19 protein-coding genes, 1 tRNA gene and 3 pseudogenes are annotated in these 25,198 nt (G+C 73.7%); 8 read left to right on the forward strand and 15 right to left on the reverse strand.

What is annotated here, in order from left to right:
- Positions 1-12: 12 nt before the first annotated feature.
- From WCD74_RS18195 to WCD74_RS18215, 5 genes are read right to left on the reverse strand one after another with little or no spacing between them, the layout of a single operon-like run.
- Positions 13-1,410 carry a metallopeptidase TldD-related protein gene (locus WCD74_RS18195; protein ID WP_337696286.1) on the reverse strand — a complete coding sequence of 466 codons (1,398 nt, stop codon included), beginning with the start codon at positions 1,408-1,410 and terminating at the stop codon, positions 13-15.
- Positions 1,407-2,978: a TldD/PmbA family protein gene (locus WCD74_RS18200; RefSeq protein WP_337696287.1), complete on the reverse strand. Its 1,572-nt coding sequence runs from the start codon at positions 2,976-2,978 to the stop codon at positions 1,407-1,409. The genes WCD74_RS18195 and WCD74_RS18200 overlap by 4 nt, the downstream gene beginning before the upstream one ends.
- 22 nt (positions 2,979-3,000) lie before the next feature.
- Positions 3,001-3,351 (reverse strand): DUF6802 family protein, encoded by a 351-nt coding sequence (locus tag WCD74_RS18205; RefSeq protein ID WP_337696288.1) that lies wholly within the window; start codon positions 3,349-3,351, stop codon positions 3,001-3,003.
- Positions 3,348-4,934 carry a hypothetical protein gene (locus WCD74_RS18210; protein ID WP_337696289.1) on the reverse strand — a complete coding sequence of 529 codons (1,587 nt, stop codon included), beginning with the start codon at positions 4,932-4,934 and terminating at the stop codon, positions 3,348-3,350. The genes WCD74_RS18205 and WCD74_RS18210 overlap by 4 nt, the downstream gene beginning before the upstream one ends.
- Positions 4,931-6,370 carry a dynamin family protein gene (locus WCD74_RS18215; protein WP_337696290.1) on the reverse strand — a complete coding sequence of 480 codons (1,440 nt, stop codon included), beginning with the start codon at positions 6,368-6,370 and terminating at the stop codon, positions 4,931-4,933. The genes WCD74_RS18210 and WCD74_RS18215 overlap by 4 nt, the downstream gene beginning before the upstream one ends.
- Positions 6,371-6,539: 169 nt before the next feature.
- On the opposite strand from WCD74_RS18215, the gene WCD74_RS18220 reads away from it, so the two are divergent.
- The 5 genes from WCD74_RS18220 (at position 6,540) to WCD74_RS18240 (ending at position 11,851) form a co-directional block, all read left to right on the forward strand.
- Positions 6,540-6,977 carry a hypothetical protein gene (locus WCD74_RS18220; protein ID WP_337696291.1) on the forward strand — a complete coding sequence of 146 codons (438 nt, stop codon included), beginning with the start codon at positions 6,540-6,542 and terminating at the stop codon, positions 6,975-6,977.
- 46 nt (positions 6,978-7,023) lie between these two features.
- Positions 7,024-7,752 carry a tRNA (guanosine(46)-N7)-methyltransferase TrmB gene (gene trmB / locus WCD74_RS18225; protein WP_337696292.1) on the forward strand — a complete coding sequence of 243 codons (729 nt, stop codon included), beginning with the start codon at positions 7,024-7,026 and terminating at the stop codon, positions 7,750-7,752.
- Between the two features lie 65 nt (positions 7,753-7,817).
- Complete coding sequence (locus WCD74_RS18230) at positions 7,818-8,513, forward strand: NYN domain-containing protein (protein ID WP_337696293.1); 696 nt, start codon at positions 7,818-7,820, stop codon at positions 8,511-8,513.
- A 48-nt stretch (positions 8,514-8,561) separates the two neighbouring features.
- Positions 8,562-9,872, forward strand: coding sequence for an amidohydrolase family protein (locus WCD74_RS18235; protein WP_337696294.1), 1,311 nt, complete (start codon positions 8,562-8,564; stop codon positions 9,870-9,872).
- Positions 9,873-9,955: 83 nt separating this feature from the next.
- Complete coding sequence (locus tag WCD74_RS18240; RefSeq protein WP_337696295.1) at positions 9,956-11,851, forward strand: propionyl-CoA synthetase; 1,896 nt, start codon at positions 9,956-9,958, stop codon at positions 11,849-11,851.
- Positions 11,852-11,930: 79 nt separating this feature from the next.
- Here WCD74_RS18240 and WCD74_RS18245 read toward each other — a convergent pair whose 3' ends face one another.
- The 5 genes from WCD74_RS18245 to WCD74_RS18265 form a co-directional block, all read right to left on the reverse strand.
- Positions 11,931-12,101: a YbdD/YjiX family protein gene (locus WCD74_RS18245; RefSeq protein WP_337696296.1), complete on the reverse strand. Its 171-nt coding sequence runs from the start codon at positions 12,099-12,101 to the stop codon at positions 11,931-11,933.
- Positions 12,101-14,356 (reverse strand): carbon starvation CstA family protein, encoded by a 2,256-nt coding sequence (locus WCD74_RS18250; RefSeq protein ID WP_337696297.1) that lies wholly within the window; start codon positions 14,354-14,356, stop codon positions 12,101-12,103. Before WCD74_RS18250 ends, WCD74_RS18245 begins: the two co-directional genes overlap by 1 nt.
- Before the next feature lie 66 nt (positions 14,357-14,422).
- Positions 14,423-15,226: a transglycosylase SLT domain-containing protein gene (locus WCD74_RS18255; protein ID WP_337696298.1), complete on the reverse strand. Its 804-nt coding sequence runs from the start codon at positions 15,224-15,226 to the stop codon at positions 14,423-14,425.
- Between the two features lie 490 nt (positions 15,227-15,716).
- Positions 15,717-16,658, reverse strand: coding sequence for an alpha/beta hydrolase (locus WCD74_RS18260; RefSeq protein ID WP_337696299.1), 942 nt, complete (start codon positions 16,656-16,658; stop codon positions 15,717-15,719).
- 79 nt (positions 16,659-16,737) lie between these two features.
- Positions 16,738-16,811, reverse strand: a tRNA-Gly gene (locus tag WCD74_RS18265).
- A gap of 265 nt (positions 16,812-17,076) precedes the next feature.
- On the opposite strand from WCD74_RS18265, the gene WCD74_RS18270 reads away from it, so the two are divergent.
- The 3 genes from WCD74_RS18270 to WCD74_RS18280 all read left to right on the forward strand — a co-directional run bounded on the left by WCD74_RS18270 (position 17,077) and on the right by WCD74_RS18280 (position 20,032).
- A complete protein-coding gene (locus tag WCD74_RS18270) occupies positions 17,077-17,697 on the forward strand; it encodes a glycosyltransferase family protein (RefSeq protein WP_337696300.1) in 621 nt (206 codons plus the stop codon).
- Between the two features lie 266 nt (positions 17,698-17,963).
- A complete protein-coding gene (locus WCD74_RS18275; RefSeq protein WP_337696301.1) occupies positions 17,964-19,673 on the forward strand; it encodes a GGDEF domain-containing protein in 1,710 nt (569 codons plus the stop codon).
- 8 nt (positions 19,674-19,681) lie between these two features.
- Positions 19,682-20,032: a nuclear transport factor 2 family protein gene (locus tag WCD74_RS18280; protein ID WP_337696302.1), complete on the forward strand. Its 351-nt coding sequence runs from the start codon at positions 19,682-19,684 to the stop codon at positions 20,030-20,032.
- On the opposite strand, the gene WCD74_RS18285 is transcribed toward WCD74_RS18280, so the two are convergent.
- The 5 genes and pseudogenes from WCD74_RS18285 to WCD74_RS18305 form a co-directional block, all read right to left on the reverse strand.
- Entirely contained in the window at positions 20,029-20,973 is a 945-nt protein-coding gene (locus WCD74_RS18285) for a PGN_0703 family putative restriction endonuclease (protein ID WP_337696303.1), read from the reverse strand. The two genes, WCD74_RS18280 and WCD74_RS18285, sit on opposite strands and share 4 nt — an antisense overlap.
- A gap of 3 nt (positions 20,974-20,976) precedes the next feature.
- A pseudogene (gene dcd, locus WCD74_RS18290) lies at positions 20,977-21,261 on the reverse strand (dCTP deaminase); the annotation flags it as partial.
- 249 nt (positions 21,262-21,510) lie between these two features.
- A pseudogene (locus WCD74_RS18295) lies at positions 21,511-22,254 on the reverse strand (replicative DNA helicase); the annotation flags it as partial.
- Between the two features lie 45 nt (positions 22,255-22,299).
- Positions 22,300-22,605, reverse strand: a pseudogene (gene dcd, locus WCD74_RS18300) (dCTP deaminase); the annotation flags it as partial.
- A 121-nt stretch (positions 22,606-22,726) separates the two neighbouring features.
- A complete protein-coding gene (locus tag WCD74_RS18305; protein WP_337696304.1) occupies positions 22,727-25,189 on the reverse strand; it encodes a heterodisulfide reductase-related iron-sulfur binding cluster in 2,463 nt (820 codons plus the stop codon).
- Between the last annotated feature and the right edge of the window lie 9 nt (positions 25,190-25,198).

Below are 25,198 nucleotides of genomic sequence, written 5' to 3' on the forward strand. Positions count from 1 at the left end.
GCTACTCGTGGGCTACGAGGCCTGCGACACCGAGGACATGTTGAAGTCCGGGATCCGCAGCGGCGGCATCGCGGCGCGGGTGAACCAGTCCTTCCACTCGCGCGGCAGCGTCCGCTCGGTGGCCCCGGCCCCGGTCGCGCGGCGCACGAGGTCCAGCGGCGACTCGTTGAACCGGAAGTTGTTCACCTCGCCGACCACCTCGCCGTCCTCCACGAGGTAGACGCCGTCCCGGGTCAGCCCGGTCAGCAGCATCGTCTCCGGGTCGACCTCGCGCATGTACCAGAGGCAGGTCAGCAGCAGGCCCCGGCGCGTGTCCGCGACCATGTCCGCCGTCGACGCCGACGACCCGCCGGTGAGCAGCAGGTTCTCCGCCGGCGGGGCGAACCGCGTCCCGAACTCGGCGGCCGCCGCGCGCGGGTAGGCCAGCTCGCCGACGTGCCCGTCGCGCAGCCAGTCCACCCGGCGGGTCGCCGCGCCGTTGTCGAACACCGACACCTCGTCGCCGGACGACGTCGTAGCGAGCACCGGTTCGTAGGCCAGGGTCGGGAAGCCCGGTGCGTCCGGGTCCCCGGCGAGGGTCAGCGGCAGGTCGGTGAGGCGCTCGCCGACGCGGGTGCCGCCCGGCCGGGACAGCGCGCTGCGCCCCTCCTGGGCCGGTCGGCCGCCCATGGACCACGCGAGGTAGATCATGAAGTCGCTGACCGCGGACGGCGGCAGGATCGTCTCGTAGCGGCCGGGGTCGAGGGCCACCCGGCGACGGCCCCAGGCGAGCCGCGAGCGCAGATCGCCGAGCAGGGCCGGCAGGTCCACGTCGGTGAAGTCGCGCGTCGAGGTCCCGCCCCAGACCGAGCTGCCGGACTCCTTGAGGTTCACCTCGACCGCGCCGGCGGGCTCGACCCAGCGCCGCCGCACCCCGGCCGACGTCGCGAGCCACGTCGTGGTCACGTGGTGGTCGGCGAAGCCGGCGCTGTGGTCGGCCCCGAAGGAATCGCCGAGGGCGGCGGCGAGGTCGGCGAACACGCCGATCGAGGTCTCGGCGGCCGGGTCGTCGACGGGGTCGGCCGGCCCGGTCGGCGGCGGGAGCTCGGCCGCGTCGCGGGCGGCCCCGGAGTCCTCCGCGGCACGGATCGCGGCGCGCACCGCGTCGGTGAGGCGGGCGTCGGCCTCCGCCCCGCCCGCGAGCAGCGAGTCCGGCGCCGACGTCCGGACCACCCCGGCCCCCGTCCCGCCGCTCGGGAGCGGGACGAGGAGGACCAGGCCGAGCGTGCGGTCGGTGGTCGCCCCGTTCGTCGTCATCGTGGAGTTCGCCCACCGGAGCACGACCTCGCTGGTCTCGCGCAGGATCACCGCCGCCCCGGCGTCGGACCGGACGCGTCCGGCGATCTCCAGCGCGCGCTCGACGAGACTCACCGGCCGCCCTCCGCCTCGTCCGGTCGAGCTCCGCTGCGCTCCGTCTCCTGACGCGTGTTGAGGACGTTGATGCCGCGGAACAGCGCGGACGGGCAGCCGTGGCTGACCGGGGCGACCTGACCGGGCTGCGCCTTGCCGCAGGTGAAGGCGCCGCCGAGCCGCCACGTCGACGGCCCGCCGACCGCCTCCAGCGCGCCCCAGAAGTCCGTGGTCGTGGCCTGGTAGGCGACGTCGCGGACCTGCCCGGCGAGCTCGCCGTCACGAATCCGGTAGAAGCGCTGGCCGGTGAACTGGAAGTTGTAGCGCTGCATGTCGATCGACCAGGAGCGGTCGCCGACGACGTAGATTCCGTCGTCGACCCCACCGATCAGGTCGGCCGTGGAGACGTCGTCGACCGCCGGCGTGATCGACACGTTCGCCATGCGCTGCAGCGGGACGTGCTCGGCGGAGTCGGCGTAGGCGCAGCCGTTGGAGCGCTCGAGGCCCAGGCGTGGCGCGAAGGACCGGTCGACCTGGTAGCCGACGAGGACGCCGTCGCGGATCAGGTCGAACTCGGTCGTCGCGACCCCGTCGTCGTCGTAGCCCACCGACGCGAGCCCGTGGGGCACCGTCCGGTCGCCGGTGACCTGGAGGACGTCGCTGCCGTAGCGCAGGGTGCCGAGCAGGTCGGGCGTGGCGAAGCTCGTCCCGGCGTAGTTCGCCTCGTAGCCGATGGCGCGGTCGTACTCCGTCGCGTGCCCGATCGACTCGTGGATCACCAGCCACAGGTTCGTCGGGTCGATGACGAGGTCGGTGGGTCCGGCGTCGACGCTCGGTGCGCGGAGCTTCTCGGTGAGCATCTCCGGCAGCGCGGCCAGCTCCGCGTCCCAGTCCCAGCCGGTGCCGGTCAGGTACTCCCAGCCGCGGCCCGCCGGCGGCGCCACCGTGCGCAGCGACTCGAAGCCGCCGCCCGCCCGGTCGACCGCGGTCACACCCACCCCCGGGTCGACCCGCACCCGCTGCTGGGTGGTGACGGTGCCCGCGAGGTCGGCGTAGAACGTCTGCTCCTTGACCTCGAGCAGGCCCGCCTCGACGTGGTCCACGGCGGGCGCGGCGAGCAGGGCGGACGAGCGCTGCGCGAGCAGCCCGATCCGGTCGCCCTCGGCGACGTCGAACGGGTCCACCTCGTAGTCCGACACCCAGGTCACGTCCCCGTGCACCGGCTCCGGGGCGAGGGTGACGGTCTCGCGGGCGACCGCCGCGAGGGTCGTGGCGACCTCCAGCGCCCGGCGGGCGGTCGCGGCCGCGGTGGCCGGCGTGACGTCGACGTGGGCGGCGAACCCCCACACGCCCCCGCGCAGCACCCGCACCGCGAGGCCCACGCGGTCGGTGTCCGAGGAGCTCACCACGCGGGCGTCGCGCAGTTCCAGCGCCCGGCTGCGCAGCCGGTGCACGCGGACGTCGGCGTGCTCGGCGCGAGCGTCCCGCGCGACCTGCAGCGCCGCGTCGGCGACCGCCCGCAGCGGGAGGGCGAGGAAGTCCGGGTCGACGCCACGGGTGCCGGAGGTCGGGGCGGCGGGGGTCGGCACGGCGGCGACGGTAGCGCCCGGCTCAGTCCGCCACCCACTCACCGGTGCGCGGGTCGACCGTCGGCGCCGGGGGCGGCGGCGCGCCCCACGGCCGTTCCTCCACGAGCGGACCGTCGGATCCGTGCCGCGTGGTGACGACGCCCTCCGGCCCGATGCGGGTGACCACGTCGGCGAGCGCGTCGTGGTCGGTGTCCGTGGCCAGCAGCAGCGCGTCGCCCCACGGGGCGACCGTGGTGTCGGCGAGACCGTCGGCGTCGGAGTCCACGGTGGGCGCGGCGAGCTCCGGCGCGCCGGGCAGGAGCTCGCCGGTCGCGAGCCCGGGGGGCCCGGGCGGGCGGGGGAACACGGCCTCGGCGGCGCCGTCGTCGATCACGTCGTCGACGGTAGGTCGCGCGGGGCCGTCGCGGGGGCGGTTCCGGGGAAGTCGTCCCGGGCCGCCGCGAGCCGGTCGAGTGCCGTCTCGGCTCGGGCGACGGCCGCGGCCGCCCGCACACCCGACCCGGTGCCGGGGGACAGGGCGTTGAGTTCCCCGTCGAGCCGCCGGGCCCGCTCGTCGAGCGCCCGGTCCAGGGCCAGCGTGATCTCGCGCTCGGCGACGATCAGCGCCTCGGAGAGCACCCGCTCGAGGTCGGTCCGGGCCTGGCCGAGCGCCTCGGCGAGCCACGCCCGCGCGTGCGCCCGGTCGGCGGCGCGCCGCCGGACCCGGGCCAGCCACCCCGCGGCGCCCAGCCCGAGGCCCACCGACACCGGGACCAGGGCGGCCCCGACCACCGGGGCCACGGGCACGGCGAGCAGCGGCAGCAGCGCGAGCCGCGACAGGCCCAGTCCGCTGCTCGCCCCGGCCACCACCAGCATCCGGTCGGTCGGCCGCGGGCCGTCGTCGGGCAGCTCGGGCCGCGGGGTCGGCACGGGGATGCGGACCTCGGCCAGGTCGTCCGGGGACAGCAGGTCCGCGAGGGTGCCGACGACGAGCGCGCGCAGCCGGTCCCCGAGTCCGGCCACGACCGCGTCCGCGACCTGCTCGAGGTCGCGGGCGAGATCGGCGCCGAGGCGGTCCAGCTCGGACCGGCCCGCGCGCTCGATGCGGTCGCGGTGGTGCGCCGCGAGCGCGCGGACCCGCCGTCCGAGGTCGTCGAGCACCGCGACCCGCGCCGCGGCGATCCCGGACCGCCAGCGGACGTGGTGCTCGCGCCGCAGCCCGGCCCGGGCGGCCTCGAGCGCGGCGCGGCGGGCCCGGAGGTCGTCGGGGTCGTGGGCGGGCCCGAGCGCGCGGACCGCGGTGAGCGCGCGGCGCAGGCCGTTCGCCTCGTCGAGCATGCGCCGGCGGCGGGCGACGAGGTGGTGCAGGTGGCGCTGCAGCGGGGCGATCCCGGCCCGCCGGCGCAGCTCCTCGCCCGCGGTCCCGGTCCCGCGGGCCGCGGCGGCGAGCACCGGTGACACCGGGAACCACGCCGCGCGGCCGAGCCGGGCCACGTGCTCGGCGACGAGCTCGCGGTCGGCGTCGAGGACCGTCCGCCACCCGCGGTGCGCCTCCGTCCCGACCAGCGCGAACGTCACCGTGTCGACCGTCCCCGCCGCGTCGGCGAGGTGCTCCAGCTCGTCGCGGTCCAGCGGCGCGCCGGCCCCGGCGACGACGACGAGCGCCGAGGCCGTACCCGCGAGCCACGCCCCGTCCGGAGCCCGCGCGGGCAGCAGGAGGTCCAGTTCGGCCAGCCACGGCACGTCCGGGTCGGGGGCCGCCAGCCGCGCGCGGTCGCGCGCGCCGTCGGCGGGCAGGTCGAGCAGGGCCGCGGCGAGCGCCCGGCGCCCGCGCCCCGGCGCTCCGACGAGCGCGACCGACGGCTTCCCCGTGCCGGCGGCGACGCCCGCCGTCGGGTGACCGTGCTCGGCGAGGACCCGCTCGAGACCCCGCCGGGCGGCGGTGACCTCGTCCGGCAGCCCCGCCGCGTCGCTCACCCCGTCAGCTCCCCCCACACGCGGGCCCAGCCCCGGTGCACCGCGTCGGCGACGTCCGCCTGCGCCGGCGGCGTCCCCCAGGTCGCGACGGCGCGCCACGCGGCCGCGCGGCGGGCCGCGTGCCCGGCGAGCTCGGTCGGGGGCACGCCGAGCCGGGCGGGCAGCGGGCCGGGGGCGACGAGGAGGTCGAGCTCGCCCGCGAGCTCGTCGGGGAGGGCCAGTGCCCCGCTGCGGTGCCGGGTGGCGGCCTCGACCAGCGCGAGGTCGAGGTGCAGCGGGCGGGCCCGCAGGTCCTCGACGAGGTCGGTCAGCCGCGTCAGGTCCGGGCCGGCCTCCCGTCCCGGCGCCCGTCGGCGCTCGGCCCGGACCGCGGCCCGCTCGGCGTCCGCGAGCGCCGCGACCCGGCGTTCCGCGGCGCGGGCGGCGAGCAGGTCCGCCCGGCCGCGGACCTCGACGCGCAGCCGCTCGACGACCCGGTCGAGCCCCGACGCCGCGAGCAGCGCGGCGCAGACGTCACCGACCCCGGCGTCCGGCCGCTCGCGCAGCAGGGCGAGGGCGAGGGCGATCCCGCGCCGGTCGAGCAGCTCCAGCAGCCGCGTCCGCGTGGCCGGGTCCGCCGACAGGGGCGCGGTGACGAACAGCTCCGGGTCGAGCAGGGCCCCGTCGACCCCGGGGTCGGCCGCGAGGACGCGCAGCGCCGCGAGGTCCGCGGTCCGCAGCGCACCGGTCGTCGCGGTCTCGGCGAGCAGCCCGACGACGGGCGTGACCGGTCCGAGACGGTCCCCGAGCCGTCGGGACAGCACCTCGGCCACCCCGGCCGCGTCGGGCTCCGACCCGACGGTGTCCGCCCGGCCCAGCACCGCCACGACCCCGGCCGGCCCGTGCCGCGCCGCCCCGGCGAACCCGGCGATCTCGTCGGGCCGCGCAGTCGGCGGCAGCACCACCAGCGCCGACTCGGCGGCGTCGGTGGACCCGCGGGCGGGCCCGCGCGGGCGGCGGGCGGACCCCGCCCCCGGGGTGTCCACCACGGTCAGGCCGTCGAGGGCGTCGCTGGTGAGCGAGACGAGCAGGTGGTCGACGTCGGCGGGGTCGACGCCGAGCCGGTCGCCGACCGCCGCCGGCACCCGCCCGCCCTCGGCCAACGGCAGCGGGCGCCGGGACCCGTCCGCGAGCACGACGTCGAGCCGGTCCACCGGGCCGCGCACGTAGCGCGCCGTCAGCCGGGTGCACTCGCCCGCGCCGGTGGGTGCCACCCGCCGTCCGACCAGGGCGTTGACGAGGGTCGACTTGCCCGACGAGACCGGCCCCGTCACGACGATGGCCGGCGTGGCGACCGCGCGGGCCGCGATCGCGTCGAGCGCGTCCGCGATCGGCAGCCCGACCGACGGCGCGAGCGCCCGGCACGCCTGCGCGGTGTCCTGCGCCCACCGACCCATGGCGGGCAGGGTAGGCACCGCCGCAGGCCGGCGGGGGCGGAACGCGACACCTCACGCGCCACATCCGTCCCGAGATCACGCGCGCGTCGGGTTTCGCCCGATCGGGATCGCGGGGATGCTGGTCGCTGCCGAGGACACCCCTCGACCGAGGAAGAAAGGGCGCGTCACCGTGACCACCAGCGCCAGCACCGGGACGTACCTGCTCATCGTCGTGATCGGCCTCGTGGCGACGGTCGTCGTCGGCCAGGTCCTCATGCGGACCGGCGTGGGCTTCCTGCGCGACGTCTTCGGCAGCAACGACACCGCCGCCTCGGTGACGCGCCTGCTGTCCGTCGGGTTCCACCTCGTGGCGCTCGGCTTCCTCGCCCTGGTGTCCACGTGGGACCCGTTCGAGATCCAGGGCACGGTGCAGTACGTCGTCACGAAGACCGGGGCGGTGCTGCTCTTCCTCGGCGTCCTGCACGTGATCACGCTGCTCGTCCTGGCCCGCGTCCGGAACAACCGCCGGGTGCAGAGCGCGGCCGCCTCGCTGCGCGGCGGGGGCGGCGGTCGACGGCAGCCCTCCGACGGCACGGCGGCCCTCGAGACCCGGCCGGGCAACTCCTGACGACGGGCCGCGCCGCCCGTCGGGGCGGGATGTGAGGATCGACGGCGTGGCAGCAGGAGACGTCGCGACCGACCCGCGGCGGGGCATCGTCAGCTTCGCCGACCGCGGCGGGCGCGTCACCCCGGGCCAGCAGCGGGCGTGGGAGCGCTCCTGGCCCCAGTACGGGCGGGAGCTCGCCGAGCTCGGCGACGTCACCGACGCCGCCGGGCACCTCGACGGGCCGCGCTGGTTCGGCCGCAGCGCGCCGCTGCGTCTCGAGATCGGCTCCGGGATGGGCGAGACGACGGCCGCGCTGGCGGCCGCCGAGCCGGACACCGACCACGTCGCGATCGAGGTCTACCCGCCCGGGCTCGCCCAGCTGCTGATGCGTATCGAGGCCGCGGAGCTGGAGAACCTGCGCCTGCTGCGGGGGGACGCGGTCGTCGTGCTGCGCGAGCACGTGGCGCCGGACTCCCTCGCCGGCCTGCGGATCTACTACCCCGACCCGTGGCCCAAGCGCCGCCACCACAAGCGCCGCCTGATCCAGCCGTCGACCGTGTCGCTGATGGCGTCCCGGCTGCGACCCGGCGCGACGCTGCACCTCGCGACCGACGTCGCCGACTACGCCGAGTGGATGCTCGAGGTCACCGACGCCGAGCCGAGGCTGGAGAACCCGCACGGGGGCTTCGCGCCGCGCCCGGACTGGCGGCCCCGCACGAAGTTCGAGAGCCGGGCCGAGCGTGAGGGCCGGCCGAGCCGGGATCTGCTGCTGGTCCGGGCGGGGGACGCCGCGTGACCGCCCCCCGGGGCGAGGGGGGAACGAGACGGACGCGTCGTCGGCGGGCCGTTAGAGTCGAGCCCGTGTCACCCTCCCCCGCGCCGTCCCCGGCCGATCTCGCGCATCCGGCCTCGATCGCGGGCGGCCAGGGCGACGTGAACGGGGTGCTCGAGACCGAGCCCACGCCCGCGCGGACCCTGCTGGTCTGGGACGCCCCGAACATGGACATGAGCCTCGGCTCCCTGCTCGGCGCGCGCCCCACCTCGGCGTTCCGGCCGCGCTTCGACGCGGTCGGACGCTGGCTGCTGGGGCTCGCCGGCCCGGAGGGCGTGGCCGAGGCGACGGTGTTCACCAACGTCGTCCCCGGGTCCACCGAGATCGTGCGTCCCTGGGTCGAGGCGCTGCGCAACGTCGGGTTCGCGGTCTTCGCCAAGCCGAAGACCACCGAGGACTCCGACGTCGACGACGACATGCTCGCCCACATCGAGGCCCGGCACGCCGAGGGCGACCTCGCGCACGTCGTGGTGGCCTCCGGCGACGGGCGCGCCTTCCGTGAGCCGCTCGAGGCCCTCGTCGAGCAGGGCATCCGCGTCACCGTCATCGGGTTCCGCGAGTACGCCGCGTTCGCGGTGGCCTCCGAGGTGGTCGGCTTCCTCGACCTCGAGGAGATCGAGGGCGTGTTCCGCGAGCCCCTCCCGCGGGTCAGCCTCGACACCCTGCCCGCGGGCGGTGCGTGGCTGCAGCCGCTGCGTTCGCTGCGGTCGCTGCTGGAGCGGTAGGCGCGACCCGTCTCTGCGCCCTCGCCGCGCGGTGACGACACTGGCCCCATGCGCCGACTCGCCGCCCCGCTCGTCCTGACCTGCGACGGGCCGCCGGTCCCGCTGCGCGACGCGGTGGTCGACGTCGACGACGACGGGCGCATCACCTTCGTCGGGCCGGCCGCCGACGCCCCGCCCAGCGGGGCGCCGACCACGCACTGCTCCGGGCTGCTCATGCCGGGCCTGGTGAACACGCACGCCCACACCCCCCTGGCGCTGCTGCGCGGGATGGGCGGCGACCTGCCGCTGATGCGCTGGCTGACCGAGGTGGTGTGGCCCGCCGAGGCGCGGCTCGACGCGGCGGACGTCCGGGTCGGCATGCTCGCGGGCGGCGCGGAGATGCTGCGCCACGGCGTCACGACCTCCACCGAGATGTACTTCTGGGCCGACACCGTCGTCGACGCGGTCCTCGAGCTCGGGTCCCGCGTCGTGATGACGCCGGGGATCATCACGGCGCCCGGGATGGACCGGCTGGGCACGTGGGAGCAGATGCGGGACGCGATCTCGGCGTGGATCGACGCCGACGGCCTGCGGTTCGGCCCGGGCGGGCGCGTCGAGCTCGGCTACGGCGCGCACTCGGCGTACACGCTGTCGGCCGAGGCGGTCGCGACGACGGCCGCGGCGGCCCGCGAGCGCGGCGCCCTGCTGCACATCCACGTCGCGGAAGCGGTCGGGGAGGACGACGAGGTCCGCGCGGCCTACGGCTCCGTCCCGGCGATGCTCGAGACGACGGGCAGCCTGGGCGGCCGGGTGCTCGCGGCGCACTCCATCCAGATGTCCGACCAGGACCTCGAGATCTTCGCCCGACACGACGTGGCCGTGGCCCACTGCCCGGGCTCCAACGCGAAGCTCGCCGCCGGCGTGGCCCGGATCGGGGAGATGCTGACGGCGGGCCTGCGGATCGGGCTGGGCACGGACTCCCCGGCGTCCAACGACGACCTCGACCTCTGGGAGGAGCAGCGCCTCGCCTCGCTGTTCGCCCGCCAGCGCCACGCGGACGCGACCGCCCTGACCGCGGCGGACGTCCTCCTGCTCGCGACGGCGGGCGGCGCCGAGGCCCTCGGCCGCGACGACCTCGGGCGGCTGCGTCCCGGGGCCTGGGCCGACGTCGTCCACGTCGACCTGGACGACCCGGCCTTCGTCGACCCCGACGACGCCGCCCAGCTCGTCTCCAACCTCGTCTGGTCGGCGGGGTCGCGCTCGGTGCGGGACGTGTGGGTCGCGGGGGAGCCGGTGCTCGCCGACCGCACCCCGACGCGCGTCGACCCCGCGGAGATCCTCGGGGCCGCGCGCGCCGCCGGACGGCGGATCAAGGGCTGATCGACTTCCTGGGGGATCTCCTGGGGGATCCCTACTCCGACCGGACGGGTGCGCTGGGTCACCCGTCGTGGCAGCCTCGCCGCATGAGCGGCGAGTACCGGCAGGCCTACGAACGCAGCATGACCGACCCCGACGGCTTCTGGCGCGAGGCGGCCTCGCTGATCGACTGGTCCACCGAGCCGCAGACGATCGTCGACGACTCGGCGCTGCCGTTCTCCCGCTGGTTCGTCGGCGGCGAGCTGAACACCTGCCACAACGCGCTGGACCGCCACGTCGACGCCGGCCGGGGCGACCAGGTCGCACTGATCCACGACTCCCCGGTGACCGACTCGCAGCAGCGGTTCACCTACTCCGAGCTCCGTGACCTCGTGGCCCGGTTCGCCGGTGTGCTGCGCTCGTCCGGTGTCGAGCGGGGCGACCGGGTGATCATCTACATGCCGATGGTGCCCGAGGCCGCCATCGCGATGCTGGCCTGCGCCCGGCTCGGCGCGGTGCACAGCGTGGTGTTCGGCGGCTTCGCGGCGCGCGAGCTCGCCGTCCGGATCGACGACGCCCGACCCTCGGCGATCGTCTCCGCCTCGTGCGGCATCGAGGGCAAGCGGGTCGTCGAGTACAAGCCCCTGCTGGACAAGGCCATCGAGCTCGCCGAGCACGACCCGGGCCGCTCGATCGTGCTCCAGCGCCCGCAGTACGAGGCGACGATGACCGACCGCGACCTCGACTGGGCGGAGGCCATGGCGGACGCCGAGCCCGCCGAGTGCGTCCCCGTCGCGGCCACCGACCCGCTCTACGTCCTCTACACCTCGGGCACCACCGGCAAGCCCAAGGGCGTGCAGCGCGACAACGGCGGGCACGCGGTCGCCCTGCGGTGGTCGATGGAGGCGATCTACGACGTCGGCCCGGGCGAGGTCATGTTCACGGCCTCCGACGTCGGGTGGGTCGTCGGCCACTCCTACATCGTCTACGCGCCGCTGCTGACCGGGGCGACGACGGTGCTCTACGAGGGCAAGCCGATCGGCACCCCCGACGCGGGCGCGTTCTGGCGGGTCATCCAGGACCACGGCGTCAAGGCGCTGTTCACCGCGCCCACGGCGTTCCGCGGGATCAAGAAGGAGGACCCGGACGCGGCGCTCCTGCGCGACTACGACATCTCCTCGCTGCAGACCCTCTTCCTCGCCGGCGAGCGCCTGGACCCGGAGACCTGGACGTGGGCCTCGGAGAAGCTCGGCGTCCCCGTCGTCGACCACTGGTGGCAGACCGAGACCGGCTGGCCCATCGCGGCGAACCTGCGCGGGCTCGAGCCGATGGAACTCAAGGCCGGCTCCCCGTCGGTCCCGGTGCCCGGGTACCAGGTGGACGTCCTCGACGTCGACGGGTCGGTGCTCCCGCACGGTGAGGAGGGGGCCATCGTCATCAAGCTCCCGATGCCGCCGGGCTGCCTGCAGACGCTCTGGGACGACGACGAGCGCTTCCGCGAGTCGTACATGTCGCGCTACGAGGGCTACTACCTCACCGGCGACGGCGGCTTCGTCGACGACGACGGCTACGTCTTCGTCATGGGCCGCACCGACGACGTCATCAACGTCGCCGGCCACCGCCTCTCCACGGGGTCGATGGAGGAGGTCCTCGCGGGCCATCCGGACGTCGCCGAGTGCGCGGTGATCGGCGTGCACGACGCCATGAAGGGCCAGGTGCCGCGCGGGTTCGTCGTGCTCAAGGCGGGCGTGACCCGTGGCGAGGACGAGATCGCGCCCGAGCTCGTCGCCCTGGTGCGCAGCGAGGTCGGCGCGGTGGCGTCGTTCAAGAACGTCGCCGTCGTGCCCGCGCTGCCGAAGACCCGCTCCGGCAAGGTGCTGCGCAAGACGATGCGCCAGATCGCGGACGGCCAGGACGCGATGGTCCCGTCGACCATCGACGACGCCTCGGTGCTCGACACCCTGCGCCCGGTCCTGCAGAAGGGTCCGCAGGCGGGCGGCTGACGCCCGTGCCCGCCCTGTCCGAGCGAAGGGCCCCTCCGGTCGACTGTTCGACCGGAGGGGCCCATCGCTGCGTCCGGGCTCAGCAGCACCGGCCCTGCGGGTTGCGCTCCTGGGCGTCCACCTTCGCCCGCCAGAACTCGCGCTCGCCCATCGGCGCGTGGGTGTGCCCCCGCCGGTGGTGCGACTCCAGGTAGCGCTCGTAGGCGTCGGCGCCGATCACGCCCCGCCACCAGCGCACGAGGCCGCGCATCAGTGGTGGCTCCGGGCCGGCGGCCCCACCTCGGCCAGCCACCGCGCCTCGAGCTCCTTCTCCGAGGGCTGCGACACCAGGCCGGACGGCGCGTAGAGCCGGGAGGGCACGGGGTCGTCCTCGAAGCTCGGCCGGCCGCCCTCGCGCAGCGACCGCAGGGTCGCGAGCACCGCCGCGACGATCACCACGAGGGCGAGCACGAGGAAGAGGATCGACAGCGTCCCCTGGATGAAGGTGTTCCGGACGACGGCCTCCATCGCCTCCGGGGTCCGCGCCGCCCCCATGCTGGTGCGGCCCGCCGCGAGGGCGTCGCGGTAGGCGTTGTGCTGGGCCCAGTAGCCCACGGCCGGCACCGAGGAGAAGATCTTGTAGAGCGAGGCCGTGACGGTGATGACCGTGACCGCCACGAGCGGCACCAGGACGATCCACAGCGCGCCGACCGATCCCCGGCGCGCGACGATCGCCAGGCACACCGCGAGGGCGATCGCGGCCAGCAGCTGGTTCGCGATCCCGAACAGCGGGAAGAGCGTGTTGATCCCGCCCAGTGGATCGGTGACGCCCATGATCAGGATGCCGCCCCAGGCGCCGCACATGATCAGCGTGCCGATCCAGACCCCGGGCCGCCACGACATGTCCTTGAACTTCGGCACGAAGCTCCCGACCGCGTCCTGGAGCATGAACCGCGCCACCCGCGTCCCGGCGTCCACCGCGGTGAGGATGAACAGCGCCTCGAACATGATCGCGAAGTGGTACCAGAAGCTCATCAGCGCGGCCCCGCCGAACAGGCCGGACAGGATGTTGGCGAGCCCGAGCGCGAGGGTGGGCGCACCACCGGTCCGCGAGACCACGGTCTGCTCGCCGACCGACTGCGCGGTGCCCGCGAGCAGCTCCGGGGTCACGTTCACCCCGGCCAGCCCGAGCGAGTTGACGAACATCGCCGCCGAGTCGACCGCCCCGCCGGTCATGGCCGCGGGCGAGTTCATCGCGAAGTAGATGCCGCGGTCGATCGAGACGGCCGCGACCAGTGCCATGATCGCGACGAACGACTCCATGAGCATGCCGCCGTAGCCGATGAAGCGGGTCTGCCGCTCCTTCTGCAGGAGCTTCGGCGTGGTCCCCGACGAGATCAACGCGTGGAAGCCGGACAGCGCGCCGCACGCGATCGTCACGAACAGGAACGGGAAGAGCGGGCCGGGGACGACCGGCCCACCCGCCGGGTCGCCGGCGAACTCGCTGATCGCGGGCGCCATGACGTCGGGCCGGACCACGACGACGGCGACGGCCAGCAGCACGATCGTGCCGATCTTCATGAACGTCGACAGGTAGTCGCGCGGCGCGAGCAGCATCCAGACCGGGAGGATCGCCGCGATCACGCCGTAGACCACGACGCCCCACGCCAGGGTGGTGCGGTCGAAGGTGAAGAACGCGGCGGCGCCGCTCTCGGAGATCCAGCCGCCGGCCACGATCGCCAGCAGCAGCAGGGCGACCCCGATGACGGAGACCTCGCCGACCTTGCCGGGTCGCAGGTAGCGCAGGTAGAAGCCCATGAACAGCGCGATCGGGATCGTCATGGCCACCGAGAACACGCCCCACGGGCTCTCGCCGAGCGCCTGCACGACGACCAGCGCCAGCACCGCGATCAGGATGATCATGATCGCGAGCGTGGCCAGGACCGCGGCCGCGCCCCCGACCCGCCCCAGCTCGTCCCGCGCCATGCCGGCCAGCGAGCGGCCGCCGCGGCGCATCGAGAAGAACAGCACCAGGTAGTCCTGCACCGCCCCGGCGAGGACGACGCCGACGATGATCCAGATCGTGCCCGGGAGGTAGCCCATCTGCGCCGCGAGGACCGGGCCGACGAGCGGGCCGGCGCCGGCGATCGCGGCGAAGTGGTGCCCGTAGAGGACCCGGCGGTCGGTCGGCAGGTAGTCCTGCCCGTTCTCGGAGTGCTCCGCGGGCGTGGCCCGCCGGTCGTCGGGCTTGAGGAGCTTGCGCTCGATGTACCCCGAGTAGAAGCGGTAGGCGATCAGGTACGTGGCGACGGCCGCGAAGACGAACCAGATCGCGTTGACGGTCTCACCGCGGACCAGGGCCAGCATCACCCAGCCCAGGCCACCGACCAGCGCGATCGCACTCCACACGGCGATGCGCAGGGGCGTCCACCGCCGGCGCTCGGACTCCAGGACCTCGTCGTCGACCGCGGCCGGTGGGCCCTCGTCCACCTCGGCCGCCGAGCCGCCCGATGACACCGTCGTCATGTCGTCCTCCTCCGCCCCAACCGGACAGAGGGAACATACGGGTCGGGTCCGACGGTGTCAGGAGCCTCAGTCGGCCCGGCCGAGCCCGTCGCTGGGGAGCTTGGCCCCGCCGTATCCGATGTAGTTGCCCGAGGAGTTCTTGAGGCCGCCGTCGGTCACCGCGTCCAGGCCGTGGTTCGCGACCATCGTGCGGATGCCCGCGGTGATGTTGGCGACCGGGTCGTAGATGCCCTTGTCGGCCAGCGACGGCAGCACGGCGTTGCGGAACGTGGTGTCGATGAGCTGCATCAGGCCCTTCGACGGGGTGCCCGCGGCAGCGTTGGAGTCCCAGTTGTTGATCGCGTCCGGGTTGCCGGTGGACTCCCGCATGATGATCTTCTTGACGCCCGGCGCCAGCTTCTGCGGGAGGCCCAGCAGCCCCAGGGCCTTCGAGATCTGGCCGTTGAGGGTCTCCTCGTTCCCCGCGGAGTAGGGCCGCCCGAACTCCACCGGCCCGTTCTCCCGGGCGACGGAGATCGCCTTCTGCAGGTCGTCGGCGCCGGTGTCGGAGGCCTTGGCGGCGGCGTCGAGGTCCGCGGCGGACATGCCGACGGTGGTGACGTCGCTGATGGCCGTCGTGGCGCTCGCGGCCGGCCGCGCGGTCGGGCCGTGCTGGGCGGCCAGGGCCATCTGCGTGGCATCGAGCTGCGTGGTGCCCGGGTCGGCGTCCGCGGTGTGGCTGGTGTCCAGCGTCTGCACCGCCGGGACGACGGCGCCCGCGGCGACGGCCGCCACGAGGATCTTGCCGGAGGTGGCGGTCGAGAGGCCGCGGGCGGGGCGCGGGCGGGCCGGTGCGGCCGGCGGGTTCCAGACGGTCGCGCGGGAGGGCATCGGACGCAGGGGGACGGGAGCGGCGAACGCGGGGGTGTAACCCGGGACGGGGCGGGTAGCCCGTAGTCCACGAGGAGGTGTCCCGTGTCTCGCCACGTGTCGTCACCCTTCGCCGCAGGGAATCGCGCGACGAGGCCGCTGGGGAGCGATGACACCGGCGTGATGCCGTGACCTCGTCGTGATCCGGACCGCCGGAACATAGCGGGGATCGGGACGCCTGCGGGGCGGGGGTGGCGCTCCTGCGGCGCTTCAGCGGCGGACGTGTCCACAAACGTGTCCGGTGAGCGGCTCTCGTCGACCGATGAGGGGGTCGAGCGGCGCCGACCGGCCCGCCGGGCCGGGGTGAGCGGTCGACCTCCCACACGTCGAGCGGGCGGACGGGTGGGCGGGCCGACGGACGGCGGGCCGTGACCTCCCGGCGAGCGGAACCGACGTCTCGTCGTGGTCGGGCGCGTCCGGCGGGGTGCCCCCGGCGTCCGGCCCAGGGTTCTCAGGTCCCGTTCAGCCCCAGGAGTCCGGCCAGCGCGTCGAGGGCCCGGTCGCCCTCGGCCCGGGCGGCTCGCGACACCGCGCCCAGCCCGAAGTACCCGTGGACGAGCCCCTCGCCCCGCAGGAGCCGCACGTCGACGCCGGCCGCGGCCATCGCCGCCGCGTGGGCGAGGCCCTCGTCGCGCAGGGGGTCGAACTCCGCCACGGCCACGACCGCCGGGGCGAGGTCGGCGAGCTCGCCGAGGCGGGCCGCCTCCCCGAGGTTCACCGACGGGTCGGCGTGTGCGACGGGGTCGGGCAGGTAGCGCGCGTAGAACCAGCGCATGTCACCCGCCGTCAGGAAGGGGCCGTCCGCGTTGGTGGCGACGCTCTCCGACGACATGGTTGGGTCGATCGGGGGATAGAGCAGGAGCTGCGCCTCCAGGCGCGGTCCCCAGTCGCGCGCCAGCAGGGCGAGCCCGGCCGCGAGCCCGGCCCCGGCGGAGTCGCCGCCGACGACCAGACGCCCGACGACGTGCGTGGCCGCCCACCGCAGCGCGGCGTGCGCGTCCTGCAGCGGCGCGGGGTGCGGGTGCTCGGGGGCGAGGCGGTAGTCGGCGGACACGACCCGCGCGCCGAGGTGCCGGCAGACCCGGCGGGCCGCGGCGTCGGCGGTGTCCAGGTCGCCGAGCACCCAGCCGCCACCGTGGAGCCAGACGACGGTGATCCCGCTCGCGTGCTCGGGCTCGTACACACGGACGACGACGTCGGTGTCGGTCGTCGGGTCGGTGAGGACGTCGTCGTGGACGCCGGCCACGGGGAGGTCCGCGGCGCCGCGGCGGATCAGGGCCAGGTCGCGGTAGTTGCGGCGCGCCTCCTCCGGGGTCTCCCGCGTGATCGGCAGCCAGCCGTCCGCGGCGAGCTTCTCCATCCCGGCGGCGAGTTCGGGGTCCAGGGCGCTCACAGCGGAAGACCTTCGCACGAACGACGACGGCCCGCCGTCGGATGCCGACGAGCGGGCCGCTGACCTGCGGATACCTACCTGGAGCGAGTGACGGGAATCGAACCCGCGTTCTCAGCTTGGGAAGCTGATGTTCTACCATTGAACTACACTCGCCTGCTGCGCTCATCACGATACACCGACCGCGCACACCGACGATCAGGCACCCCGAGCTCCTCGAACGGAGCACGCGGAACGCAACGACATCGATGTAACTCACTCGCATCACGGTGCGGTCTCGGGTCGGTTGCAGCCGAAACGGTGACACTGAGTCGATCTGATTGCGCCCTATCGGTATTCATGGAGCACTCGTCTGTCGTGCAGACACGATGTGGTGTGTGCTGTCTCCGTGGGCAGGACGACCGACGGCGGGGAGGTGCCCATGACTCTCGGTGAGCACACGGACGACGAACCGGTCGTGGACGTGCCCGACCTGCTCGTGATCGTGCCCTCCGTCCAGGACGCGCACGCGCTGGCGCCACTCGGCCGACCGGGTCACGACGGCGACGCCGATCCGGTGCGGCCGGTCCTCGTCGCCACCGGGCCCGACCCGCTCGAGGTCGACGCGGCGCTCGACGACCTCGGCGCGCCCGCCGGACGCCTGCTCCTGCTCGACGGTCCCAGCGCGACGTGGGCCGAGGAGGCCGCGCGGCTGGTCGTGCGCCTCGACGCGCTGATCGCAGGGGAGCCGCCCGCGGGCGTCGTCGTGCGCGGGGGATCGGAGGCCGCCCTGGCCGCGGTCCGCAGCGCCCTGGGTGTCGGTGTGCCCGTCCTGCACCTCGCCGTCGAGGCCGACGACCCGCGCAGCGCGGCGACCGGCGCCGCCGTCGCCGAGCTCGCCGCGTGGCAGACCTCCCCGGCCGGCGGACTGCCCTACCCCTCCGAGCTCGACCTGCTCGTGCACCGGCGGCTCGCGCCGGTGGCTCCGCGCCCCCGGCACGCGGGTGACCAGACCGTGGTCCGCATGCCCTCCGGGCGCGGCTCCCGCCCGATGTCGGCCTGACGAGTTCCCGGACGGGCGCTGCTCCGATCAGCCCTAGACGCTAGGCCGGTCGCAGTGATCTCTGCTGCGCTTGCCACGACCTCGTCGCGAAAGCTGCGTCCAGTACCCGCGAACGGCTAACGTCATGCCGCCGGTGGGGGATGTCCAGGAGAGAGCCCGCTCGTCAGGAGCGGCCGACGGACGCCCCGGGGGACATCGGGCCGGGAGGGTGGGCGGTGAGACGGGCACCGAGGTTGACCACGGAGGTCCAGCGCCTCGGAGTCACCGTGTCCGTCGCGGCGCTCGTGATCGTCCTGCTCGTGGTGTTCCGCGCGCTCTACAGCGCCGCCGTCACCGCGCCGGCGGCCGACCGGCTCCAGGCGGGCCTGCTCGCCGTGGAGGACTCCCACCAGGCGATGCTCGCGATGGACTCGTCGTTGCGCGGCTACCTCGCGACGGGTGACCCCTTCTTCGCCGACGAGGCCACCAAGGCCAGCCCCGAGCTGGCCGTGGCCAACGGCCAGATGATCAACATGCTCGAGGAGCCGGCGCTGCGGCAGAGCGTGCTCCAGCTCGTGGTCGCCCAGCAGCGCTGGCGCACCGAGTGGGCCGAGCGGGCCCGGCAGGTCCCGCCGCCCGGAGGCGTCGAGGCGTTCCTGCTGCAGGGGAAGGCGATCTTCGACAACTACCAGGGCCGCAAGGACGACACGCGGGCCGTGACGCTCACCGCCATCGAGGACAACCAGCAGTCGGCCCTGCGCATGCAGTGGGGGATCGCCGTCCTCCTCGTGCTCGTCGGCCTCGGGACGCTCGCGGTCGCGCTGCGTGGCCGGCGGCGGCTGGAGCGGCACGTGGTGGCGCCCGTCGACGGGCTGCTCGCCTCCGTGCGCGGGATCTCCGAGGGGCGCCTGCACCCGCCGGAACCGGTCGCCGGCTCCGCCGAGCTGGTCGCCCTGCGTGACGGTCTCGCGGACATGACGGTGGCCCTGCGCCACCAGCGCGAGGAGACGATGGCCCAGGCCGAGCGCCTGCAGGCCCAGACCGACCGGCTGCGGACGATCCTGATCATGACCCGCGAGATCGCCGGGTCGCTGAACACCCGCTACGTCGTCGACTCGACCGTGCAGGCTGCCGTCGCCGTGACCGACGGCCGCGTGCTGCTGTGGCTGCTCGACGACGACGGGTCCGGCCTCGAGCTGGCCTACGACTCCGAGCGCGGCGCCATCCCGCCCCTGGAGCGGCAGTGCAGCCTCGGGGTCGGCGTGGTCGGTCGCTCGGCGCGCTACGGGCAGATCTCCCGCGGCGACCCGGACACCGACGACGAGGCCGCGGTAGCCGTCCCGCTGGTCGTCGGGGCCCGGGTCATCGGCGTCCTGGAGTGCTTCGACGGCAGCGAGGGCGAGGTGGACGGGCAGTCGCTGTCGGCGGTCGAGATGCTCGCGACCCTGGCCGGCTCGGCGATCGAGGCCAGCCGCCTGCACGCCGCCACGGAGCGGCTCTCGCAGTTCGACCCGCTCACCCAGCTCGCGAACCGGCGCCGGCTCGGCGCCGACCTGGACACCGCCGTCGCGAACGCGAAGCGGCACGGGCACCCGATGTCGGTGATCATGCTCGACCTGGACCACTTCAAGGAGCTCAACGACCGCTACGGCCACCAGCAGGGCGACGTCGTGCTGCAGGAGGTCGCGAGCACCCTGCGGGCGTCGATGCGCGACGGCGAGACGGCCTACCGCTACGGCGGCGAGGAGTTCGCCATCCTCGTCACCCAGGGCGGCCCGGACGACGCCGCCGCCCTCGCGGAGCGGCTCCGCGAGCGGGTGGAGACCGACTTCAAGCGCGGCGGCCGCCAGCTGGTCACCGCGTCGTTCGGGATCGCGACCCTGCCCGAGCACGCCGGCGACGGCGAGGGCCTCGTGTCGGAGGCCGACCGGGCGCTGTACTCGGCGAAGAACTCCGGCCGCAACCGGGTGCACCGGGCGGGCCAGCTCGTCGGTTAGATGTCCTCGTGGCGACGATCGAGGCGTTGATGCACGCGAACCTGCTCGAGGTCTTCGGGGAGCGCGACCCGGACCGGCGGGCAGCGGCCATCGCCCGGACCTACGCGCCGGACGTCGTGTTCTCCGACCCGGAGGAGTCGCTGACCGGCCACGACGCGCTCGGCGCGAAGGCGCAGTCGCTGCTCGACCAGGCGCCCGGCTTCGTCTTCGCGGCGGACGGCCCGGTCCACGTCGTCGACGACCTCGGCCACCTGAGCTGGACCCTCGGTCCGGAGGGCGGCGACCCGGTCGTGCGGGGGACCGACATCGCGCTGGTCCGCGACGGCGTGATCGCCCGGCTCTACACGTTCCTGCGCTAGAGCACGGCGATCGGACCCGTGAGGTAGCGCTGGCGCATGGTGTCGGCCCAGTACGCGAGCGCAGGCTCCGCACCGGCGTGATCCAGGAACTTCTCGAGCGACCAGAAGACGGGCTGGACGCGTGAGGTTCCCAGCGCAGCGTGCACCTGACTGACGCCCTCTCGGGCCGATGCGTCGCGGTCCAGGGCCAGTACGGCGGCGATCGCGCCATCCAGATGGTCGTCGCCGCGAATACCTCGCCGCACCAGTGAGTCGGTGATCATCACCGATCGCAGGAACTGACTCGTCGTCCTGGCGTGGAGCAGTTCGCGCCCACGGTGCGTGTCGATGTCGAGCTCCGCGAGATGCGGGCGGTGTTGAACGACCTTGCGGGCCAGCTCGTCGTTCCGAAAGCCCGGTGAGAAGTAATCGGTGTACTTGACCTCGACGGAGAGGAGGAGTCGCCGTCCGTCGCCGAGTCGGAGGAGCGCGGCGATGTCGAAGCCCGACTGATCGCCGGTGTGGAACTCCTTCGGCGGTGCCCACTCCGCGTCGAGGCCATCGAGCGCGAACCGGTCGTGGTCGGGGTCGCCCAGGCTCACCAGCGCCACGACTTCGAGACCGGTCAGGGTGGCCAACACCGAGGCTGCGGCGACAGGGTGAGTCCGGAGTTCCCCGACGACGTTGAAGGCCAGGGGCTGACTGGAGAGCATGTTCCGCCAGAGGCGGTCCTCGGCCACCAGGCCCGGACCGTCCTTGCGCCGTCGCGCATAGTCGCGCGCCGCAGCAGAGAGGAAGTTCCACCCTGCTTCGGCGGCCGTCACCCCGCCCATCGCCCTGGGCAGGCACCAACCGACGGTCGGGCGCCGACTACCCGGGTGTGTGGGTGGACCGGCCGGGAGCCCGAGGACCTCGCTGCGCCATCGAGCCTGCAGCTCCTCGTACCGGCGCGCTGCTACCACCGGTCAGTCCGACCGGGGCGGCAGACCACGGCGGAAGTTCACATAGGAGCGGGATGGTGTGGGCCCGCGCTGGTCCTGATACCGCGAGCCGTAGACCGGCGAGCCGTAGGGGTGCTCCGAGTGCGACGACAGCCGGAACAGGCAGAGCTGCCCGACCTTCATCCCGGGCCAGAGTCGGATCGGCAGGTTCGCAACATTCGACAGCTCCAGCGTCACGTGCCCCGAGAAGCCGGGGTCGATGAAACCTGCCGTCGAGTGCGTCAACAGACCCAGACGCCCGAGGCTCGAGTTGTGGGTCGGGATGAAGCTCCGGCCGGCCAGGAACATGCCGTCCGCCGCGCCGACCTGGATGCACCGCACGGGTCGGCTCTCGACCGGTCGGACGTCCATCACTCCTCGACGCAGGTGGTACCGCCCCGCGGTCTTGATCCGGGCGATCTTGCGGGGGAGGCGGAAGACCTCGAACCACGGGACGAACTTGACCTGGTGCGCGACACCGGTCTCGACGCCGTAGAGACTCGCCACCTTCTTCCGTCTCTTGGGACGAAGTCCCAGGCCCGCGGCGAGCTCGAAGACGGCGTCGGCGAGTTCCTCCCGCATGTTGACGAACTCGCAGCGTCCGACCTCGTCGATGTAGCCGTCGGAGTCCATCAGACCCTGCAGGAGAGCCAGTCGCTGGCCGATGCTCGCCCGGAGGTACTTCGGAGGCACGTGCTTGTGCCCGAGCAACCCCAGGCGGCGCAGTGAACTCGAGAGGGATCCATCGGCGCTGTACCGGCCTCCCGCGTCACGGAGCCGGCCCTCGCGACCGCGACTCAGCCCGCCGACCCGGTATGCCACCCGGCCTGATGCCGGCCAGACGTCATGGCCGATCGCCCGAATCTCCTCGAGGACGTGCTCGTCCCCGTTCCCGCAAGTGATCTCGGCCTTTGTGCTCGTCCCATCGCCCAACCAGACGCCGAGGACGTAGGGGTCGATCGGGAGGTCGGCCTCGGGGCAACGGAGCGCGGCGGTGAGGTCGACGTGATGGTTGACCTCATCGCGCACGCGAAGGCTCGTGGCCATCTGCTCGGTCGTGACGACTGTCGACGTTCCGGAGCGCTTGCGCGCCGCCTTCGTCGTCGTCCGCCACTGGTGTGACGCGTCGGCGGTGATCGTCTCGCCGTCGGAGAAGACGACGTCATAGCACGTCCGACCGAGCATCACCTCGGACACGGCTACCACGGGGCGCGGCTTGCCGTCCGGCCCGTAGACCTCGTCGCCGACCTGAAGCTCGCCCATCGTCGTCCACCCGAGCGGCGTCGGGACCGGGGTGTCGATCGCCAGGGCCTTGCCCTCGAGCCGACCCGCGATGTCGTCCGGTAACGAGATGACTTCGTACGTCGACCCGAGGACGAACTCCCCCGGGTGCAGGACGAACGCCTCGTCCTCGGCCGGCTCGACCATGCGCGTCAGGTCGTCCTGCTGTAGCGCCGGGTCGATGTGGGTGTAGGCGTGGTTGTTGAAGGTGCGGAAGTGCCGGTCCAGGCGCAGGTCCACGCTCGAGGGCTGCAGCAGCGTCTCGTCGAACGGGTCGAGCGCGACGCGTCCGGCGGCGATCTCGGCGCGGATGTCGCGGTCGGAGAGCAGCACCGCCGCACTCTATCGGCGTAGCCGGGTCGCCCGTCGTCGGGAAGGACCCGGAACGAGCGAAGGGGCCCTCCGGTCGAGTAGATCGACCGGAGGGCCCCTTCGCTCAACAGTGCGGGACCGGCTACTCCGCCGGGTTCTGCACGTTCGCCGAGGTGGCGGTGGTCGCCGGGTCGGACTCGCCCGGCCGGTCGCCGTCCGCCGGCTCGCCGCGCTTCACGGCCGCCAGGAGCATCTGGGAGACGTCCATGACCTCGGTGCCGACCGCCTTCGCCTCGCTCTGGCGCTCGGTGAGGCCGTCGGTGAGCATCACGCGGCAGAACGGGCAGCCGGTGGCGATGGTGTCGGGCTCGGTGGAGATGGCCTCGTCGACGCGCTCCATGTTGATGCGCTTGCCGATGTTCTCCTCCATCCACATGCGCGCACCACCGGCGCCGCAGCACAGCGCCCGGTCGGCGTGGCGCGGCATCTCCTTGAGCACCGCGCCCGCGGCCTCCACCAGCTCGCGCGGCGGGGTGTAGACCTCGTTGTGCCGCCCCAGGTAGCAGGGGTCGTGGTAGGTCACCGTCTTCGGGCCGTGCCCGTTCGACGACCCGTGCCCGTTGGTCGTGACGACCTCCGAGGCCGGCGCCGCCTGGTCCTCGGGGTGCCCGCCCGTCGAGTGCCCGTTCGCCGAGATCAGCCCGCGCTCGGTGCCGTCCGCGTGCGGCCCGTGGTACTGCAGGTTGGTCGCCGGGTTGACGTCCAGCTTGGCCTGCGGCACCGGCGAGGACTCCGGCGCGACCGGGATGAGCTTCTTCTCCCGGACCAGCTGGTTGAGCAGCTGGGTGTGGTGGACGACCTCGTAGTGGCCGTCGAGCTGCGGGTACTCGCGCCCGAGGGTGTTCATGCAGTGCGGGCAGGTGGTGACGATCTTGCGCGTGCCCGGCTCGCGGCCCTCGAAGACCGTGTCCAGCATCTCCTTGGTCTGCATCGCCATCATCTGGAAGAGGAACTCGTTGCCCGAGCGCCGCGCCGGGTCACCGGTGCAGCTCTCCTCCTTGCCGAGCACGACGTAGTCGACGCCCGCGATGTGCAGCAGCTCCGCGGTGGCGCGCACCGTCTTCTTGGCGTTGTCGTCGAACGCGCCGGCGCAGCCGATGAAGAAGAGGTACTCGGTCTCGGGAGACAGCTCGCCGTCGAACTCGGGGACCTCGAAGGGCAGGTCCTTCGCCCAGTCCATGCGGGCGGAGTTGTTCTGGCCCCAGGGGTTGCCCTTGTTCTCCAGGTTGCGGAACAGCACGCCGAGCTCGCCGGGGAACTCGGACTCGATCATCACCTGGTTGCGGCGCATGTCGACGATGTGGTCGACGTGCTCGATGTCCACCGGGCACTGCTCGACGCAGGCGCCGCAGGTGGTGCAGGACCAGAGGACCTCGGGGTCGATGACGCCGAGCTGCTGGGCCGTGCCGACCAGCGGGCGCGCGGCCTGGATGTCGTCGGTCCCGCGGTGGCGCTCGTAGCCGGACTCGGGGACGCCGTGCCCGCCGTGCTCGTTCTTCGCGAGCCCCGCGTCCCAGTCGATCCCGCCCTCGTCGGGCATGTCCTTGCCGCCGATCATGTACGGCGCCTTCGCGAGCATGTGGTCGCGGAGGTCCATGATCAGCAGCTTCGGCGACAGCGGCTTGCCGGTGTTCCACGCGGGGCACTGCGACTGGCAGCGGCCGCACTCGGTGCACGTCTCGAAGTCGAGCATGCCCTTCCACGTGAAGTCCTCGATCTTGCCGCGACCGAACGAGGCCTCCTCGGGCGGGTCCTCGAAGTCGATCGGCTTGCCGTCGTACTCGATCGGCTGCAGCGGGCCGAGGGCCTTGGGCAGGCGCTTCGCCGCGACGTTGATCGGCGCGATGAAGATGTGGAGGTGCTTGGAGTAGAGCACCTGCACGAGGAAGACCAGGGCGACGCCGATGTGCAGCAGCAGGAAGATCGTCTCGAGGACGAACAGCGTCGTCGGGGAGAGGCTCGTGAACAGCTGACCGACGGCGATCGAGACGTAGGCCCCGGACTCGTAGGGCAGGTTCCCCGCCGCGGACGACACGCCGCGGAAGGCGAACAGCGTCCAGACGACGTTGAAGATCAGGAAGAGCACGATCCAGGCGCCGGAGGTGTGCGAGCCGTAGAAGCGCGAGGACCGCTCTTTGCGCTCCGGGTCCTGCTGCACGCGCATGATCCCGAACGTGATGATCGAGAGCAGCACCATCACGGCGATGAAGTCCTGGAGGAAGCCCAGGATCGGCGAGCGCCCGATCAGCGGGATGTGGAAGTCCTCGACGAACAGCGCGCCGTAGGCCTCGATGTAGACCGTCAGCAGGATGACGAAGCCCCACATCGTGAACAGGTGGGCCAGACCGGGGATCGACCAGCGGAGCAGCTTGCGCTGGCCGGCGACCTCCACGATCTGCGTGCGCAGCCGGGCGCCGAGGCCCTCGGAGCGCTTCGCGTCGGGCTGCCCGGACTTGATGAGGGTGAACAGCCAGTACGCCCGGCGGGCGGCGATCACCCCCACGGCGACCGTCAGGGCGAGGCCCAGGATCAATCGGACGAGCACTGTTCGACC

It is taken from the genome of Actinomycetospora aurantiaca (genome assembly GCF_037401875.1).
Lineage (GTDB): Bacteria > Actinomycetota > Actinomycetes > Mycobacteriales > Pseudonocardiaceae > Actinomycetospora > Actinomycetospora aurantiaca.

Excerpts from the sequence above, each read along its gene's own strand:
- WCD74_RS18245 (WP_337696296.1), bottom strand. The coding sequence starts at position 12,101 with ATGCGCGGCCTCGTGCGCTGGTGGCGGGGCGTGATCGGCGCCGACGCC.
- WCD74_RS18270 (WP_337696300.1), top strand. The coding sequence starts at position 17,077 with ATGACTCTCGGTGAGCACACGGACGACGAACCGGTCGTGGACGTGCCC.
- WCD74_RS18235 (WP_337696294.1), top strand. The coding sequence starts at position 8,562 with ATGCGCCGACTCGCCGCCCCGCTCGTCCTGACCTGCGACGGGCCGCCG.
- WCD74_RS18250 (WP_337696297.1), bottom strand. The coding sequence starts at position 14,356 with ATGACGACGGTGTCATCGGGCGGCTCGGCGGCCGAGGTGGACGAGGGC.
- WCD74_RS18240 (WP_337696295.1), top strand. The coding sequence starts at position 9,956 with ATGAGCGGCGAGTACCGGCAGGCCTACGAACGCAGCATGACCGACCCC.
- WCD74_RS18255 (WP_337696298.1), bottom strand. The coding sequence starts at position 15,226 with ATGCCCTCCCGCGCGACCGTCTGGAACCCGCCGGCCGCACCGGCCCGC.
- WCD74_RS18215 (WP_337696290.1), bottom strand. The coding sequence starts at position 6,370 with ATGGGTCGGTGGGCGCAGGACACCGCGCAGGCGTGCCGGGCGCTCGCG.